Raw genomic sequence first — 15,450 nt, 5'->3', positions numbered from 1 at the left:
ACAATGTCCTGACCAGGCGCTGGGTAGGAACAGGCGCACTCGTCGCGTTAACGGGGGTCCGGGAATGAACGACGCGCCTCCTCCAATCGCGCCGAGCCAACCCTCGCCGGAAAGACGGCACGGCTGCCTGACCGCGCTCATGGTGATCTCAGGGGTCGTCCTGCTGCTGCCGGGTCTCTGCGCCCTGGTGTTCGGCGGAGGTTCGGTGATCGACGGGGGCAAGATCGATTCGGACATCGCGCCGCTGGTCTTCCTGGGCCTGGTCGTCGGCATCGGAGGCGTCGCCCTGATCTGGGCGGCGATCAAGGGGCGGAAGGCCCCGACCCATCCCGGAACCCAGCCCTAAGCCCCGGGAATTCCCGGACAAAATTCAGTCAACCAACCAGCAAAGAACGCATTGTTTTTTGGCGGTTTTTGCATATATTGCGCCGCAAACGCGTAGGGTGCCCGGTCGAGCTGACCGGGCTTCCTTTTTGGGCGAAGCCGGCCCCGTTTTCCACGTTTCCAGCGTTGTCCGTGAAGAGGTCCCGGTCCGACCGGCGAGATCGCGCTTAACCCATTGTTTGACCGCAAAGAAGCTCACTCATGAACCTCCGCAACGTCGCCATCATCGCCCACGTCGACCACGGCAAGACGACCCTCGTCGACAAGCTCCTCCAGCAGTCCGGCACGTTCCGCGAGAACCAGAAGGTGACCGATCGCGCCATGGACTCCAACGACCTGGAGCGCGAGCGCGGCATCACCATTCTGGCCAAGGCGGCCTCGGTGCAGTGGAAGGACACCCGCATCAACATCGTCGATACCCCCGGCCACGCCGATTTCGGCGGTGAGGTCGAGCGTATCCTGAACATGGTCGACGGCGCCCTGGTGCTGGTCGACGCCGCCGAAGGCCCGCTGCCGCAGACCAAGTTCGTGGTCTCCAAGGCGCTCAAGGTCGGCCTCAAGCCGATTGTCGTCATCAACAAGGTCGACCGCCCTGACGCGCGCCCGACCGAGGTCATCAACGAGGTGTTCGACCTGTTCGCGGCGCTCGACGCCAGCGAGGAGCAGCTCGACTTCCCGATCCTCTACGGGTCGGCCAAGCAGGGCTGGATGGCCGATAGCCCCGAGGGTCCGCAGGACAAGGGCATGGAGCCGCTGTTCGACCTGGTGCTGCGCCACGTCGCGCCACCGAAGGTCGAGGAAGGCCCGTTCCGCATGATCGGCACCATCCTCGAGGCCAACCCCTATCTCGGCCGCATCATCACCGGCCGCATCTCGTCCGGCGTGCTCAAGCCGAACCAGCAGGTCAAGGTGCTGCATGCCGACGGCAAGCTGGTCGAGTCCGGGCGCATCACCAAGATCCTGGCGTTCCGCGGTCTCGAGCGCACCCCGCTCGATGAGGCCGAAGCCGGCGACATCGTCGCCATCGCGGGCCTCACCAAGGGCACCGTCGCCGACACCTTCTGCGATCCCACCGTCGAGGTGCCGCTGCCGGCGCAGCCGATCGATCCGCCGACCGTGTCGATGTCGTTCATCGTCAACAACTCCCCGCTCGCCGGCACCGAAGGCGACAAGGTGACGAGCCGCATGATCCGCGACCGCCTGCTGCGCGAGGCCGAGGGCAACGTCGCGCTGCGCGTCGTCGAATCCGCCGACAAGGATGCGATGGAAGTGTCGGGCCGCGGCGAATTGCAGCTCGCGATCCTGATCGAGACCATGCGCCGCGAGGGCTTTGAGCTCTCGGTGTCGCGTCCGCGCGTCGTGTTCCAGAAGGACGAAGCCACCGGCGCCACCATGGAGCCGATCGAGGAGGTCGTGATCGACGTCGACGAGGAGCATTCCGGCGTCGTCGTGCAGAAGATGAGCGAGCGCAAGTCCGAGCTGATCGAGATGAAGCCGTCCGGCGGCAACCGTCAGCGCCTGGTGTTCTACGCGCCGACCCGCGGCCTGATCGGCTACCAGGGCGAGCTGCTTACCGACACCCGCGGCACCGCGATCATGAACCGCCTGTTCCACGGCTATGCGCCGTACAAGGGCGAGATCCAGGGCCGCCGCAACGGCGTCCTGATCTCCAACGACCAGGGCGAGGCGGTGGCCTACGCCATGTTCAAGCTGGAAGACCGCGGCCCGATGATGATCGAGCCGGGCTGGAAGGTCTACAAGGGCATGATCGTCGGCGAGCACACCCGCGACAACGATCTCGAGATCAACGTGCTCAAGGGCAAGCAGCTCACCAACATCCGCACGACGTCGAAGGACGAAGCCGTGCGCCTGACCCCGCCGATCCGCATGACCTTGGAAAAGGCGCTCGCCTATATCGAGGACGACGAGCTCGTCGAGGTCACCCCGAAGTCGATCCGCCTGCGCAAAAAGCACCTCGACCCGAACGAGCGCAAGCGCGCGGAAAAGGCCAAGGAAGCGGTGGCGTAAGCAGGCGAATGGGGAATGGCGAGTAGGGAATAGGGGCGTTTGCCAGAGCCGGCGTTATCTATATTCTATTCGCCACTCGCTACTCACCATTCGCTGCTCCATGCCCCTCCCCTCCTCCGTCGACGTCGCGATCATCGGGGCCGGTGCCGCCGGCCTCGGCGCCGCACATGCGCTCGCGGGCTCGGGCCTCTCCGTGATCGTGCTGGAGGCGCGGGGCCGGCTCGGCGGCCGCGCCTGGACCGTACAGGCCTCGCCCGATGTCATCTTCGATGTCGGCTGCGGGTGGCTGCACTCGGCCGACAAGAACTCCTTCGTCGCAATTGCCAAGAGACTGAATTTCGAGGTCAACACCGATCTGCCGCCCTGGCGCGATCGTGCCTTTGGCGAGGTGTTTCCGGAGCGTGAGCGGGATGAGTTCGCGCGCACGATCGACGAATTCTACGAGCGCGTCAGCGAAGCTGCGGAAGCGGGCGAGGATGCACCGGCCGAGCGCTATCTCGAGCCGGGCAATCGCTGGAACCCGATGATCAACGCCGTCTCGACCTATGTGAACGGCTGTGAGCTCGATCGGGTCTCGATCCTCGACATGGACGCCTACGAAGACACCTATTTCAATTGGCGCGTCCGCGCCGGGTATGGTGCGCTGATCGCGGCCTATGGTGCCGCCTGCCCGGTGGCACTGAACTGCAACGTCTCCATGATCGACCATTCCGGCCGGCGCATCCGGATCGAGACGTCGTCGGGCACGCTCACCGCGGACAAGGTGATCGTCACGGTGCCGACCAATCTGATCGCCGACGAAGCAATCCGGTTCTCGCCGCCGCTGCCGGCCAAGGTCGATGCCGCGTGCGGCCTGCCGCTCGGCGCCGACGACAAGGTGGTGCTGGCGCTGGAGGATGCGGAAGCCTTTCCGAAGGAAGGCAATCTGCGCGGCGCCACCATGCGCACCGCAATGGGCACCTACCACATCCGCCCGTTCGGCCAGCCCTGCATCGACGGATTTTTCGGCGGCCGCTTCGCGCGCGAATTGGAGGACGCCGGCGAGGGCGCCTTCGCCGCACAGAGCATCGACGAGATCGCGGACTATTTGGGCAACGACATCCGCCGCAAGCTGAAGCCGCTGGCAGAGTCGCGCTGGGGCTACGACCCCCTTGCCCGCGGCGCCTATTCGCATGCGCTCCCTGGCCACGCCGGCGATCGCGCCGTGCTGGCCGCGCCGGTCGACGGCCGGCTGTTCTTTGCCGGAGAAGCAACGTCGCCGCACTTTTTCTCGACGGCCCATGGCGCGCGGGACAGCGGCGAGCGGGCAGCGAAGGAAGTGCTGGCGGCTCTGGTCAAGCCGTAACGAATTACTCGATCACCCGGGCCCGCAGATCAGCATCCGGCACGAAGCACGCGTCGTACTTCCCAAAAATGCGATAGCGGTTGCGCGCGATGAGGCTGTAGACGGGATCGCGCAGCGGCTTCGGCACGGCGAACAGCGCCCGCACCCACGCCCAGCCAGGGAGCTGCGAGAGCACCGTCAGTGCGGCGTCCGACTTCATGAACACCTCGCCGCCATGGACGACGGCATTGGTATCGGGATCATCAGGATTGATGCCGAAAGCGCGCGCCAACCGGGCCCCATAATCCGACTGGATCGGCGTGAAGCGAAACCGCCTCGCGGTGTCGCGCTTGGCGACGAACCGCACCCAGCGCGAGCAGAAGATGCAAACGCCATCGAACAGAATGACATCATCGTCGGGCCATTTGCTCATTAGCGATTATCCAGCATCAAGAGCGCGACCAGCATCAGCACGATGGCCGGCCCCGTCTTCACCAGCGCGCCCAGCGGCTCGATCCAGAGGTCGGGCGTGAGGATCGCAGCGCCGAACATATAGCCGAGCGAAGCAACGATGCCCGCAACCAGCCCGACCGCGGCGATGCGGCGGAAGGCGATCAGCACGCCGATGCTCATGTCCATCAGGCTGGTGCCGATGGTGATGGGATCGACCAGCGCCGGCGGAAAGTTGTGCGCGCTCAGGATGCTGGCAGCGGCGCGATAGGACACGAACAGCGCAATGAAGCCGGAGACGAGCCAGAACGCGACCAGGCTCGCGAAGATCAGCGCCTTCACCAAAAACAGCCGCGCGAACCATTTGTCCTGGATGGTGGCAGGATGGCGCCCGATCGTCTCGGCGAGCGACTTCGGTGCGATGCCGGTGGCGGCGATCCATGCCGAGGGATCGCCGGTGACGCCGCGGCGCAGTTCGGCGATGGCGGTGGAGCGCATCGGCGGCGTCCAGCCGAGATAATTGGCGAGATCGCCGATCCTCGCACCGAGATCGAGCATGAGCGAGGGCATGGCGAGGCGAGGCCAGCCGTCCGTACCGAAGGCGCGGCGGAATTGCTTGATGACGCCGGCCATCGTGACCGGCGCGGCCTGCATCAGGTCCCAGGTCACGGCTTTCACGCCGGCATCGCCGATGTCGCGCGCGGCGAGCCAGGCGATAGTGGCCGAAATATCCTCGACCGCCACAGGCTGGAACGGCGTCGCCATCTCCTCCGCGGGCAGGTCGAGCGGAAAGGTGGCGAGCGCGCGCAGCATGGCGCTGCCGCCATAGGCCGACGGCGCAACGACAAAGCCGGGCCGCAGGATGGCGTGGGGAATGCCGGAGGCCGCGATCAGGCGTTCGGCCTCGCGCTTGGTCGTTGCGAAGGCGGTGCGATCGGCCTCTGCGGTCCCGGGAATAGAGATGTGAACCAGCCGGATCGCGCGGCCGCTGTCGGCAACGGCCTGAAGCAGGCGCGCGACGAAATCGCGGTGCACCGCATTGGTATCACTGCCGGGTCCATCCTGGAGCACGCCGAGACAGTTGACGACGACATCCACCGCGTGCTCGCCAAACAAGCGCGTCAGCGCGGCCGCATCGAGCGACAGGATCGGCAGCTCGAGATCCAGCGCGCCCATCTTCTGCGCCGGCGACAGGCTGCGGGCGACGCCGACGACGCAAAAGCCGCGGGCGCGCAGGTCGTCGGTGACGAAGCGGCCGATCAGGCCGGAGGCGCCGAGCACCAAGATGGTCCGCTCACTCATCACTTCTCTCAAAATGGTTTGGCGATCATCAACCACAGGATCAGCATCGTCGCGCCGAAGCCGGGGAAGCCGAATGCAAACCAGCGGCGGAACAGGGCGAAGTAGCGCTCCGGCAGCGCGCTGCGTTGCTCGGCGGCCTTGCGCGCGAGATCGCGCATCTCGATCTGCATGAAGACGACGGGCACCCAGAACAGGCCGGCAAAGACGTAGAGCGCGAGCGAGGCCAGCAGCCAGCGCTCGGTGACCGGCGTCGCCGACAGCATCATCAGCAAGCCGCCCGTGAGCGGCTGGAGCAGCACGGCGGAGAGCGTGAAGATCGCATCCGCGATCACCACCACGGAGGCGGTGCGCGCGATGAATGCTGCGTCGTTGGTGCGATGGGCCATCAGCATGAAGAAGGCGATACCGGTTCCGGTGCCGAGGATGACGACGGCGCCGAGCACATGGAGAAATTTGACCAGGAAATACAGCGTCATGGCTTCTTGGTCGCCACAGGTCTGGACGGGTTCAGCGCGCGCGCGAGCTCGCTGCTTGCGGCTTTGACCCCGGCTTCGGTCTCGATCATCCAATGACCCTCGCTGCCGACAGCGGGCAGTGTGCGGAAATCGGCCTTGCCGCCGCTGGCGCGAAACGCATCCGCCAATGCTTTCGAGAATGCCGGCGCAAAATAGCTGTCGTTGGCTGCAACGAGCCATGTGACGGGAATGCGCGCCGCCTTGCCGAACTCAGCCGCGGCCGACAGAAGCGTATGCGGCGCGCAGATCCGGTTCGGCTCATCATTGGCGTGGCCACCGCGGCCCGGCGCGAACGCGATGATCGCAGCGACGGCGTTCGGATCGGCATTGGCCAGCGCCAGCGCGCCCCAGCCGCCGGCGGAATGGCCGATCACGATGGCTGTGTCCTTGCGAATAAAATCCTGCTTTCGCAGGAATTCCAACGCGCGCGAGATTTCGTCCGCCGTTGCGCGACCGGAGCGCGTGTAATCCGCTTCATCGCAGCCGCCCTGGTCCTCGACATAGCGGCCGCCACTCGCACCATGACCGAGCCGCTCCGGCACCAGCACGGCAAAGCCACGTGCGACGAGAAAGGCCGTGAGCGCGCGGTATTCCGGCTGCGGCATTTGCGCGCGACGCAAGGCGTTCTGCGTCGAGGCATGCGCGATCACCGCGAGCCGGAATGGACCAGCGCCGGCAGGGCGAAACAACAGCGCATGCGCGGCAATGTCGTCGTCGGGCGATGGCACACGCCATTGTTGCCGGCGAAACGGTTCGCCCTCCTCACCCGACGCACCGAATGTGACCTCTGCACACAGCGGTGCCGTAGTCAGCAAGGCCAGCACAGGCAGGAGAGCGAGAGCGTTGAAGAGCCGCATGAATTGCCAAAGGCGAACACGGACAACCAACAGTGAGACTAGTAGGAACGAATCATTCTGGGCGGACTTTCTGCGCTGCCATTGCCATTCATTCGTTGCCGCAAGGCAGTTTTGCACCGACGCATGGCGCTGCGATGCCATTCGAACTGGCGTCCTGTCTTTTTTCGGTACAACATGGTTCAAATACTGATGCACAAAGTCCACACGTTAACCGATAATTAACGATAGGTCTTGCCGCCGGCGCGGCGACTTGGTTTGATCACGCCCATGAGCACAACCCTGATCGAGGTCCGGCCGGCCAAAGCTGCAGATGCAACTGCGGTGGCGTCCACCCATGACGAAGCCTGGCGTTCCGCCTATCAGGGCATCATTCCCGGCGCTGAACTGGAAAAGCTGATCAACCGTCGCGGCCCGCAATGGTGGGACAGCGCGATCCGCAAGGGCAGCCGCGTCAGCGTGCTCGTGTTCGGCGACAAGATCGCAGGCTATGCGAACTATGGTCGCAACCGCGCCCGCAGCCTGCACTTCGACGGCGAGATCTACGAGCTCTATCTGCGCCCCGAATTCCAGGGCCTCGGCTTCGGCCGCCGCCTGTTCGCCGCCGCCCGCCGCGACCTGATGCAGAGCGGCCTGAAGAGCATGGTTGTGTGGGCGCTCTCGGACAACGATCCCGCGACCGAGTTCTACCGTGCCCTGGGCGGCCGCATGGTGGCGCGCTCGTCCGAGCGTTTCGGGCCGAAGTCGCTCGACAAGGTTGCCTTCGCTTGGACTAACTAAGATTGGGACCAATTAGGCTGCTGAAAGATTAGCCGGCAGCCTTTCCCTTCCGTCGATACCGCCAGCCTTTTCCGCCGGTGATCGCGGGATTCATTATTTCACAAAAACACGATGGATCGGCGGGGCAAGCCCGCGTATGACAGCGCCAAAATCGCTGCCGGGCGCGATTTAAACCTCGGCAATAACGGAGTCTTGAATGCGTATCGATGCGGTCTCGATCGGGAAAAGCGTCCCCCACGACGTCAACGTCATTATCGAAGTCCCCGTGGGCGGCGAACCGATCAAATACGAGATGGACAAGGAGGCCGGCACGCTTGTCGTCGACCGCTTCCTGTACACGCCGATGCGTTACCCCGGTAACTACGGCTTCATCCCGCACACGCTGTCAGACGATGGCGATCCCTGCGACGTGCTGATCATCAACACCCGTGCCATCATCCCTGGCGCCGTGATGAGCGTGCGCCCGGTCGGCGTGCTGTTCATGGAAGACGAGGCCGGCGGCGACGAGAAGATCCTTGCGGTGCCGTCGTCGAAGCTGACGCAGCGCTACGACAAGGTGAAGTCGTATTCCGACCTGCCCGACATCACGCTGCAGCAGATCCAGCACTTCTTCGAGCACTACAAGGATCTCGAGAAGGGCAAGTGGGTGAAGATCCTGCGCTGGGGCGGCCCGGACGAAGCCCACAAGCTGATCCTCGAAGGCATCGAGCGCGAGAAGAAGAAGAAGAAGAAGGGCTGAGCTTTCCCCCTCACCCGGCTTGCTTCGCAATCCGACCTCTCCCCGCAAGCGGGGCGAGGTGAAGAAACGCTACACCGCCGGCTTCGGCAGCCCTGCGATCGCGCAGGCGGCGCGCAGCGTATTCACCAGCAGGCACGCCACCGTCATCTGGCCGACGCCGCCGGGCACCGGCGTCACTGCACCAGCCACGGCGAGCGCTTCCTGATAGGCGACATCGCCGACAAGACGGGTCTTGCCGTCCTCCTTCGGAATGCGGTTGATGCCGACGTCGATCACGGTTGCGCCCGGCTTCAGCCAGTCGCCGCGCACCATCTCCGGCTTTCCGACCGCCGCATAGACGAGGTCGGCGCGCTTCACGAGCCCTGGCAGATCGCGCGAGCGGGAATGCGCGATCGTCACCGAGGCATTCTCGTTCAGCAGCAATTGCACCAGCGGCCTGCCGACCAGGTTGGAGCGGCCGATGACGATTGCGTTCAGGCCTTCGAGCGAGGCGTGCACGCTCTTGGTCAGGATGATGCAGCCGAGCGGCGTGCAGGGCGACAGCGCCTCGAAGCCGCCGGCGAGGCGGCCGGCATTGTTCGGATGCAGGCCGTCGACGTCCTTGGCGGGATCGATCGCATTGATGACGGCCTCGGTGTTCAGCCCCTTCGGCAGCGGCAGCTGCACCAGGATGCCGTGCACGGCGGGATCGCGGTTGAGCTTTGCGACGAGCGCCAGCAGATCTCCTTGCGAGACGTCGGCCGGCAGCTTGTGCTCGAACGAGGCCATGCCCGCGGCCTGGGTCTGGGTGTGTTTTGAGCGGACATAGACCTCGCTGGCGGGGTCGTTGCCGACCAGCACCACCGCAAGGCCCGGCACCAGATTGTGCTCGCGCTTGACCCGGGCGACCTCATCGGCGACGCGCGCGCGGAGCTCCGCGGCGATGACTTTTCCGTCGATGATCTTGGCCGTCATGTCAGTTCCCTCAGTCTGTCGATTTGGCGTCTGCCGATTTGGCGTCTGCTGATTTGGCTCGGGCCAGCCGGCGCAGAGCTTCGCCGAGCCGCCCCGGGTCGCCATCAACCGCGATCTGCTTCAGCCGCGCGGTGGCACCGGATAGCAGTTTTACGTTGGCCTTGGGCACGCCGAGCGATTTCGCCAGCAGCACCAGAACGGCCTTGTTGGCCTCGCCGCCATCAGCGATCGCGCGCACCCGCACCTTGAGCACGCTGCGGCCATCGGCCAATTGCTCGATCCCGTCGATATCGTCGCGGCCGCCGCGCGGCGTCACCCGCAGCGCGATGCTGATCCCTGCGGCGGAGTAGCGCCAAGGTTCCCTGAAAGCGTCTTTGGCAACCAAGGCGCTCCAGCCCGCTCAGATCACGTTGGGGTAGATGTAGTACAAAATCACCCGCTCGATGAACATGATGAGCAGAATCACGATGATCGGCGAGATGTCGAGGCCGCCGAGGCTCGGCAGGAAATTGCGAATCGGCGCGAGAACCGGCTCGGTGATCCGATACAGGAACTCCGCCACCGCCGACACGAACTGGTTGCGGGTGTTCACGACGTTGAAGGCGATCAGCCAGGACAGGATCGCGGAGGCGATCAGCAGCCAGACGTAGAGATCGAGCACGATGATGACGATGTCGAGAACGGCACGCATGGCTTTTGAAGACTCTGGCTGCGGGTGGGATTGACGTCTTTCGCTAGATATCGGTTCCCCCCGGCCCAAACAAGGGAAGTCGGTGCCCGGATGGCTAAAACCCCCTTACGCCCGTCCTTGACTTGACCTTGGCGGGGACTTAAATGGCGCCCGGTTGTCGGCCGCGTTTACCAGAGCGGCCAGCAAAGGGGCCATAGCTCAGCTGGGAGAGCGCGTCGTTCGCAATGACGAGGTCGGCGGTTCGATCCCGCCTGGCTCCACCACGCTTCGCCCTTCGGGCTACGCGTGGCGTAGCCGCGCGGAGCCGAAGGGTGAAGCGTGGTGTCCGGCAAAGCCCGCAGGGCGAAGACGGACTGCCCCCGGAAAATCCCCCTACCTCCCGGTAAACCGCGGCGGCCGCTTCTCCATGAAGCTCGCGACGCCCTCCCGGAAATCGCTCCCGTTCAGCGCCACCATCATCTCGCGGTTGGCCTCAATCGTCGCTTCCGCCAGGGTCTGGAACGGCACCTCGTAGAGCTGGCGCTTGATCACGGCCATCGCGCTCGGCGAGACGAAATCGGCGAGGTCGCGCGCATAGGCGTAGGTTTCCTCGCGCAGCTTCTCGGGCGGGCAGAGCCGGTTCACCAGCCCGATCCGCAGTGCTTCATCGCTGGTCACGCGCCTCGCTGACAGCAAGAGATCCATCGCATTGGCATGGCCGACGATGCGCGGCAGCATCCAGCTGATGCCGTGCTCGGCAATCAGGCCGCGCCGCGCGAAGGCCGTGGTGAACACCGTGTTGTCGGCGGCAAAGCGCAGGTCGCAATAGAGCGCGTGGACGAGGCCGATGCCGGCGGTCGCGCCGTTGAGCATGGCGATGACGGGCTTGCCGATCGACGGATAGAAGCCGTAGCGCGTCTGCCAGTCGGGCCGGCGGTTCATGTCGAACGGCGGCAGGTTCGATGCGCGCCTGACGTCGTTGGGATCGAGCCCTTTCAGCGCATCCATGTCGGCACCGGCGCAGAAGGCACGGCCCGCGCCTGTCAGCACGATGACGCGGACATTGTCATCGGCGCTCGAGGCTTCCATTGCATGGCGTACATCGCGCTCCATGATCGGCGTCCACGCATTCATGCGATCGGGACGATTGAGCGTGATGGTCGCGATCTTGTCGCTCACCTCATAGAGAATGTGCTCGTAGGCCATGGCGCTCTCCCTTTGCCGGCACGCGTTCGCGCGTGCTCGTTGGCAGCGAGCCTAGCATATAGAGGGAAGAGGCAAGAACTTGCGCGAAGGCGCGATCACTCGGCGGCTTGCGCCAACACCACGCGGCGCGCCAGCCAGCCGTCGATGAAATGATCGAGCCAGGCGCGTTCCGCCACGTCGTACACGGCGCGATCCGCGAAATGATGATGCCGCTCGCGCGCGCCGGGCGCGCTGAGGCCGTCATAGCCGCGCGTGGTCCAGCAATGCATCATCGCGTAGGTCACATCAGGATGGAACTGCACACCGAAGGCATTGTCGGCGCGGAACGCCTGGATCGGAAAATCATCGCCTTCCGCCAGCAATTCGGCGCCCCGCGGCAATTCGAAGCCTTCGCGATGCCAGTGATAGACCTGCGCCGGCCAGTCCGGGCAGAGCGCGTGTCCTGCGGCAGTCGGGCGGATCGGATAGTAGCCGATCTGGGTCAGCGCCTGCGCATGCGGCGCGACGCGCGCACCGAGCTGCATCGCCAGCATCTGCGCGCCCAGGCAAACGCCGAGGAACGGCCGCTGTTCGCGGAGCGGAATTTCAATCCAGTCGATCTCGCGGCGGATGTAGTCGTCGGGATCGTTGGCGCTCATCGGGCCGCCGAAGATCACGGCGCCGGCATGCCGGTCGAGCGTTGCAGGCAAGGGATCGCCGAAGCGGGGACGGCGAATGTCGAGGCGATGGCCGAGCGTGCGCAGCGCGTTGCCGACGCGGCCGGGCGTCGAGGATTCCTGATGCAGGACGATCAGCACCGGCAGAAGGGGTTCGGAGGCGGCGGCGCCCGGCGCCCTCTTTCGGAAGGGCACCAGTTCTGCGCCACCAAACCTGTCCGTCCGGAACGACATGGCCTTTGCGAGTGCTATCGGTCTAGTTCGCCAGCATAGCTAAGCGAAGGTTAACATCGTGTGAGTTCGCGCACACACGCCTCGAGATTAAAGCAAGCTCCGGGCCACTACGGGGCTTCTTCAATGCCGCTGGCGCTGAAACCGGCTGGTGGCCGACAGGATGAAGCCGCGCGGGAAGAATCGCAGCGCGAACGGCACGATCTTGATGCCGAGGCCGGGCAGTACTGCCCGTTTGTTGGCCATCAGGCCGCGATAGGCCTCACGCGCAACCTCAGTGGCCGACACGTTGAGCAGGGCCGTATCATGGCCGGAGCCGACGCCGGCGCGCGCCTGGAATTCGGTCGGCACCGGACCCGGGCAAAGCACGGTGACGCGAACGCCGCGCGGCGCGAGCTCCGCCCGCAGGGCTTCGGTGAGGGAAATCACATAGGCCTTCGACGCGTAGTAGACGGCCATGCCGGGGCCCGGCAGGAAGCCCGCGACCGATCCGACATTGAGCAGACCGCCCTTGTTCCTGATCAGCTGATCGGCAAAACGCAACGACAGATCGGTCAAGGCGCGGACGTTGACGTCGACGATGCCGACCTGCTCGTCGCGGTCGCGCTCGATGGCATCGCCGAACACGCCGAAGCCGGCGTTGTTGACGAGATGGTCGAGCTCGACACCTTCGGCCGCAAGCGCCGCAGCGATCCTCTCGCCAGCGTCGTTGTCCTGGAGATCGCAGGCGATCACGATCGGCTTCTTGCCGCACTTCGCGGACAGCTCGTTCGCGAGCGCCTCGAGCCGGTCCGCCCGGCGCGCCGTCAATGCGAGGCGGTGGCCATTGGCGGCGAACACGCGCGCCAGCTCCGTACCTATTCCCGCCGAGGCACCGGTGATCAACGTTACCCGCTCAGTCACGATCGACGTCTCTTGAATTGAAGTGTTTTGGCCCCGCAATGGCGGAACGAGAGCATAGGCCGTGCGCGACAGGCAAGCGGCGCCGGCAGCATGGCTGCTTGAACGGACGGCAGGAGCGCGGGAAAGCTGCAGAATTTGCAGGTGAATCCGACACCGGCGCGGCGGCGGTTACATTAAAGTTTCGTCATGTGGTCGATACAACCGGCAGGCCGCCGGGCCGAAGCGGCTCAGCCGCCGATCGCGTCGTCCTTGACCTGACCGCCATTTTGGCCGCCGGCGCGCTCGGCGATGGCATGCTTCAGGTCGATGCGGTCGCGCTGGGAGATCCCGAGCAGGTCGGAGGCGCGCCAGACGACGTTGTCCTCGAACTCGGTGACCTGGCCGTCCGCATAGACCAGCTCCCACATCATCCGGACGATGCGCTTGCGGCCCTCTTCGTCGAGCGAGCGCATGATGACGCTGGTGAAATGGTAGAGATCGACCGCCTCGCCTTCGACCTGGGTCGCATCTGCGATCAGCCGGTCCGCGGTGCCGCGATCGAGCCCGAAATGGCTTTCGATCAGGCTGTGCAGCTTGCGCTGCTCGGCCGCCGTCGGCTGACCGTCCAGCGACACCACGTGGACCAGCAGCGCCGTCGCAGCCAGGCGATAATCGCTGTCGGCGAAGGCGCGATTCTGATCATGCGGGGCGACAATGTCGGCGATGAATTGGCGCAGGCCGTCGAGCATATAAGGTCCTACCGAAATCGATGACGCCGCAACAAGCGCGGCCGTGACCAGCATTATATGAGCGGGAAACCCAACCGGCGCAATGTGCGGCAGCTCCGCGCGCCGCATTACGTTTCGGCAATCTGTTCTCTCCGTCAAGTCCGGGCTTTCCACGTATTTCCGCGAGTAGGCGTGGATGCCCGGGTCAAGCCCGGGCATGACGGCGGAGAGAGTGTGGCGCGCACGTCATTGCGAGGAGCCGTTGCGACGAAGCAATGATGGAGATTGTGGCAGCGCCGTCAGCTCCTCACGGTATCTCGTACACCACCATCTTGTCGGCGATGCCGCGCAGCGCGGCCTGCTTCTGGATCGGCTTGATCGCGCGCCGCTCCAGCACCTCGGCGACCGCTGGGGCATCGAGCACCGGGCCGGTGATGTGGATCTCCTGCGCGGTCGAGAGGCTCTGCACGCGTGCGGCGATGTTGACGGTCTGACCGAAATAATCCTGCCGCTCGTTGAGCATCACCGCGAGGCATGGCCCTTCGTGGATACCGATCTTGACGATGAGGTCGGCGGTGCCGCGCTGCCTGTTGAGCTCGTCCATCGCCGCGCGCATCCGCAGGCCGGCGACGATGGCGTGCTCGGGACGGACGAAGGTCGCCATCACGGCATCGCCGATGGTCTTCACCACCGCGCCCTTCTCGGAGGAGATGATCTCGAGCAGCGCGTGGAAATGCGCGCGCACGAGATCGAAGGCGGCGAGATCGCCAACGCGCTCATAGAGCGCGGTCGAGCCCTTCAGGTCGGTGAACAGGAAGGTGAGGGAGGTGATCTGGAGCCGCTGATCGAGGCTGAGATTGTCTGCCTTGAACACGTCGCGAAAGGTCTGGTTCGACAGCATGCGCTTGGCGGTGAGGAACGGCTTGCGCTTGCCGATGAGATGATGAAGTGCCTCGGCCGCGATGAACACCGACGGCAGCACGCGCACGCCGGCCTGGTTCTCCAGCGACAGCCGCAGCGGACCCGGCCGCATCGTCGTGGTCCCGGTCGGCGCTTGTACCTTGTTGTACATGATGGCGAGCTGCTGGCGATCCTTGGTCGGCTCGCCCTGGACGTCGATGAACTGGGCGGCGTGCGTCACCGGCTCGAAGATGATGATGAAGTCGTTCGGCAGCTGCAGCGACATCGTCGCCTTCTCGCCGGCCGGCAGCTCCATCGTATCCAGCGTCACCTCGTTGGCCAGCGTCGCGAACGATTCCTTGTTGAAGTCGACGCCAGAGCTCCAGAACACCTGCTTGAAATACTCCCACACCGGCAGCGTATCGGGGGCATGCGCGGCGATGCGCCGGACGCGCGGATTCACGGTGAAGGAGACCTCGACCTGATCGTCGACCGAGGCCTTGTAGCCGCAGGCGCAGAGCGCGCAGTGATAATCGTCCGGCTTGAGCGCCTTCAGCGTCGTGTGGGCGCCCAGCACGCCGCCGCAGCCGGGGCACAGCACGTTCCAGCCGAGATCGAACAATCCGAGCCGCGCCGCGTGCAGGAAGGCGGAGATCGCGTGCTCTTCGTCGACGCCATGGTGCTTCGCGAAGTCGAGGACATTGACGCGGTTGAGCTCGTGATCCTCGCCGTCCGCGATCATCCGCGCGATCTCATCGACCACCTTGGCGTCGGCGGTCTGCTTCAGAACGGAAAACTGGGCCTGGATGTCGCTCATGGCGCAACTCTGTCTCTCTTGGATCACGCC

At 65.0% G+C, this 15,450-nt stretch carries 17 protein-coding genes and 1 tRNA gene; 6 read left to right on the top strand and 12 right to left on the bottom strand.

Annotated elements, in window-relative coordinates; all coding sequences use genetic code 11:
- The first annotated feature begins 64 nt into the window (after positions 1-64).
- The 3 genes from WN72_RS01550 to WN72_RS01540 all read left to right on the top strand — a co-directional run bounded on the left by WN72_RS01550 (position 65) and on the right by WN72_RS01540 (position 3,757).
- The gene (locus tag WN72_RS01550) at positions 65-346 is read left to right on the top strand and encodes a hypothetical protein (protein ID WP_027561779.1); all 282 of its coding nucleotides are present in this window, start codon (positions 65-67) and stop codon (positions 344-346) included.
- 239 nt (positions 347-585) lie between these two features.
- A complete protein-coding gene (gene typA / locus WN72_RS01545) occupies positions 586-2,412 on the top strand; it encodes a translational GTPase TypA (protein ID WP_027561778.1) in 1,827 nt (608 codons plus the stop codon).
- Positions 2,413-2,512: 100 nt separating this feature from the next.
- Positions 2,513-3,757, top strand: a complete 1,245-nt coding sequence (locus WN72_RS01540) for a flavin monoamine oxidase family protein (RefSeq protein ID WP_092211532.1) — start codon at positions 2,513-2,515, stop codon at positions 3,755-3,757.
- A 4-nt stretch (positions 3,758-3,761) separates the two neighbouring features.
- Here WN72_RS01540 and WN72_RS01535 read toward each other — a convergent pair whose 3' ends face one another.
- The 4 genes from WN72_RS01535 to WN72_RS01520 are packed head-to-tail and all read right to left on the bottom strand — an operon-like array spanning position 3,762 to position 6,860.
- A complete protein-coding gene (locus WN72_RS01535; RefSeq protein WP_092211534.1) occupies positions 3,762-4,169 on the bottom strand; it encodes a thiol-disulfide oxidoreductase DCC family protein in 408 nt (135 codons plus the stop codon).
- Positions 4,169-5,488, bottom strand: coding sequence for an SDR family oxidoreductase (locus WN72_RS01530; RefSeq protein WP_167380550.1), 1,320 nt, complete (start codon positions 5,486-5,488; stop codon positions 4,169-4,171). Before WN72_RS01530 ends, WN72_RS01535 begins: the two co-directional genes overlap by 1 nt.
- 8 nt (positions 5,489-5,496) lie before the next feature.
- Positions 5,497-5,964, bottom strand: coding sequence for a DUF2269 family protein (locus WN72_RS01525; protein ID WP_027561774.1), 468 nt, complete (start codon positions 5,962-5,964; stop codon positions 5,497-5,499).
- On the bottom strand, positions 5,961-6,860 hold the full coding sequence (locus WN72_RS01520) for an alpha/beta hydrolase family protein (RefSeq protein ID WP_092211538.1): 900 nt from the start codon (positions 6,858-6,860) through the stop codon (positions 5,961-5,963). The genes WN72_RS01525 and WN72_RS01520 overlap by 4 nt, the downstream gene beginning before the upstream one ends.
- Before the next feature lie 267 nt (positions 6,861-7,127).
- Between WN72_RS01520 and WN72_RS01515 the strand changes: the two genes are divergently transcribed.
- Together WN72_RS01515 and ppa are read left to right on the top strand one after the other, a co-directional pair.
- Positions 7,128-7,637 (top strand): GNAT family N-acetyltransferase, encoded by a 510-nt coding sequence (locus WN72_RS01515; RefSeq protein ID WP_008136728.1) that lies wholly within the window; start codon positions 7,128-7,130, stop codon positions 7,635-7,637.
- 196 nt (positions 7,638-7,833) lie between these two features.
- The gene (gene ppa, locus WN72_RS01510) at positions 7,834-8,376 is read left to right on the top strand and encodes an inorganic diphosphatase (protein ID WP_092211540.1); all 543 of its coding nucleotides are present in this window, start codon (positions 7,834-7,836) and stop codon (positions 8,374-8,376) included.
- Between the two features lie 69 nt (positions 8,377-8,445).
- On the opposite strand, the gene WN72_RS01505 is transcribed toward ppa, so the two are convergent.
- From WN72_RS01505 to WN72_RS01495, 3 genes are read right to left on the bottom strand one after another with little or no spacing between them, the layout of a single operon-like run.
- Positions 8,446-9,330 carry a bifunctional methylenetetrahydrofolate dehydrogenase/methenyltetrahydrofolate cyclohydrolase gene (locus WN72_RS01505; RefSeq protein ID WP_092211542.1) on the bottom strand — a complete coding sequence of 295 codons (885 nt, stop codon included), beginning with the start codon at positions 9,328-9,330 and terminating at the stop codon, positions 8,446-8,448.
- Between the two features lie 10 nt (positions 9,331-9,340).
- Positions 9,341-9,715 (bottom strand): DUF167 domain-containing protein, encoded by a 375-nt coding sequence (locus tag WN72_RS01500; RefSeq protein ID WP_092211543.1) that lies wholly within the window; start codon positions 9,713-9,715, stop codon positions 9,341-9,343.
- Positions 9,716-9,730: 15 nt separating this feature from the next.
- Positions 9,731-10,021, bottom strand: coding sequence for a YggT family protein (locus tag WN72_RS01495; protein WP_027561769.1), 291 nt, complete (start codon positions 10,019-10,021; stop codon positions 9,731-9,733).
- Between the two features lie 187 nt (positions 10,022-10,208).
- Here WN72_RS01495 and WN72_RS01490 point away from each other — a divergent pair.
- A tRNA-Ala gene (locus WN72_RS01490) sits at positions 10,209-10,284 on the top strand.
- 109 nt (positions 10,285-10,393) lie between these two features.
- On the opposite strand, the gene WN72_RS01485 is transcribed toward WN72_RS01490, so the two are convergent.
- From WN72_RS01485 to WN72_RS01465, 5 genes are all read right to left on the bottom strand, one after another.
- Positions 10,394-11,206, bottom strand: a complete 813-nt coding sequence (locus WN72_RS01485; RefSeq protein WP_092211544.1) for an enoyl-CoA hydratase — start codon at positions 11,204-11,206, stop codon at positions 10,394-10,396.
- 95 nt (positions 11,207-11,301) lie between these two features.
- Positions 11,302-12,096, bottom strand: a complete 795-nt coding sequence (locus WN72_RS01480) for a glutamine amidotransferase (protein WP_092211546.1) — start codon at positions 12,094-12,096, stop codon at positions 11,302-11,304.
- Positions 12,097-12,216: 120 nt separating this feature from the next.
- Complete coding sequence (locus WN72_RS01475; protein ID WP_027561766.1) at positions 12,217-12,996, bottom strand: SDR family NAD(P)-dependent oxidoreductase; 780 nt, start codon at positions 12,994-12,996, stop codon at positions 12,217-12,219.
- Positions 12,997-13,223: 227 nt separating this feature from the next.
- Positions 13,224-13,724, bottom strand: coding sequence for a tellurite resistance TerB family protein (locus WN72_RS01470; RefSeq protein WP_027561765.1), 501 nt, complete (start codon positions 13,722-13,724; stop codon positions 13,224-13,226).
- Between the two features lie 286 nt (positions 13,725-14,010).
- On the bottom strand, positions 14,011-15,420 hold the full coding sequence (locus WN72_RS01465; protein ID WP_027561764.1) for an adenylate/guanylate cyclase domain-containing protein: 1,410 nt from the start codon (positions 15,418-15,420) through the stop codon (positions 14,011-14,013).
- Positions 15,421-15,450 lie beyond the last annotated feature (30 nt).

This window comes from Bradyrhizobium arachidis, from assembly GCF_015291705.1.
GTDB lineage: Bacteria > Pseudomonadota > Alphaproteobacteria > Rhizobiales > Xanthobacteraceae > Bradyrhizobium > Bradyrhizobium arachidis.
The sequence above is the reverse complement of the archived record's forward strand: the minus strand, read 5'-3'. Positions and strand labels throughout refer to the sequence as shown.

What these genes read in the sequence shown, in the direction of transcription:
- WN72_RS01535 (WP_092211534.1), bottom strand. Translation starts at nt 4,169, where the DNA reads ATGAGCAAATGGCCCGACGATGATGTCATTCTGTTCGATGGCGTTTGC.
- WN72_RS01495 (WP_027561769.1), bottom strand. Translation starts at nt 10,021, where the DNA reads ATGCGTGCCGTTCTCGACATCGTCATCATCGTGCTCGATCTCTACGTC.
- WN72_RS01465 (WP_027561764.1), bottom strand. Translation starts at nt 15,420, where the DNA reads ATGAGCGACATCCAGGCCCAGTTTTCCGTTCTGAAGCAGACCGCCGAC.
- WN72_RS01515 (WP_008136728.1), top strand. Translation starts at nt 7,128, where the DNA reads ATGAGCACAACCCTGATCGAGGTCCGGCCGGCCAAAGCTGCAGATGCA.
- WN72_RS01520 (WP_092211538.1), bottom strand. Translation starts at nt 6,860, where the DNA reads ATGCGGCTCTTCAACGCTCTCGCTCTCCTGCCTGTGCTGGCCTTGCTG.
- typA (WP_027561778.1), top strand. Translation starts at nt 586, where the DNA reads ATGAACCTCCGCAACGTCGCCATCATCGCCCACGTCGACCACGGCAAG.
- WN72_RS01480 (WP_092211546.1), bottom strand. Translation starts at nt 12,096, where the DNA reads ATGTCGTTCCGGACGGACAGGTTTGGTGGCGCAGAACTGGTGCCCTTC.
- WN72_RS01470 (WP_027561765.1), bottom strand. Translation starts at nt 13,724, where the DNA reads ATGCTCGACGGCCTGCGCCAATTCATCGCCGACATTGTCGCCCCGCAT.
- WN72_RS01530 (WP_167380550.1), bottom strand. Translation starts at nt 5,488, where the DNA reads ATGAGTGAGCGGACCATCTTGGTGCTCGGCGCCTCCGGCCTGATCGGC.
- WN72_RS01485 (WP_092211544.1), bottom strand. Translation starts at nt 11,206, where the DNA reads ATGGCCTACGAGCACATTCTCTATGAGGTGAGCGACAAGATCGCGACC.
- WN72_RS01540 (WP_092211532.1), top strand. Translation starts at nt 2,513, where the DNA reads ATGCCCCTCCCCTCCTCCGTCGACGTCGCGATCATCGGGGCCGGTGCC.
- WN72_RS01550 (WP_027561779.1), top strand. Translation starts at nt 65, where the DNA reads ATGAACGACGCGCCTCCTCCAATCGCGCCGAGCCAACCCTCGCCGGAA.
- WN72_RS01525 (WP_027561774.1), bottom strand. Translation starts at nt 5,964, where the DNA reads ATGACGCTGTATTTCCTGGTCAAATTTCTCCATGTGCTCGGCGCCGTC.
- ppa (WP_092211540.1), top strand. Translation starts at nt 7,834, where the DNA reads ATGCGTATCGATGCGGTCTCGATCGGGAAAAGCGTCCCCCACGACGTC.
- WN72_RS01505 (WP_092211542.1), bottom strand. Translation starts at nt 9,330, where the DNA reads ATGACGGCCAAGATCATCGACGGAAAAGTCATCGCCGCGGAGCTCCGC.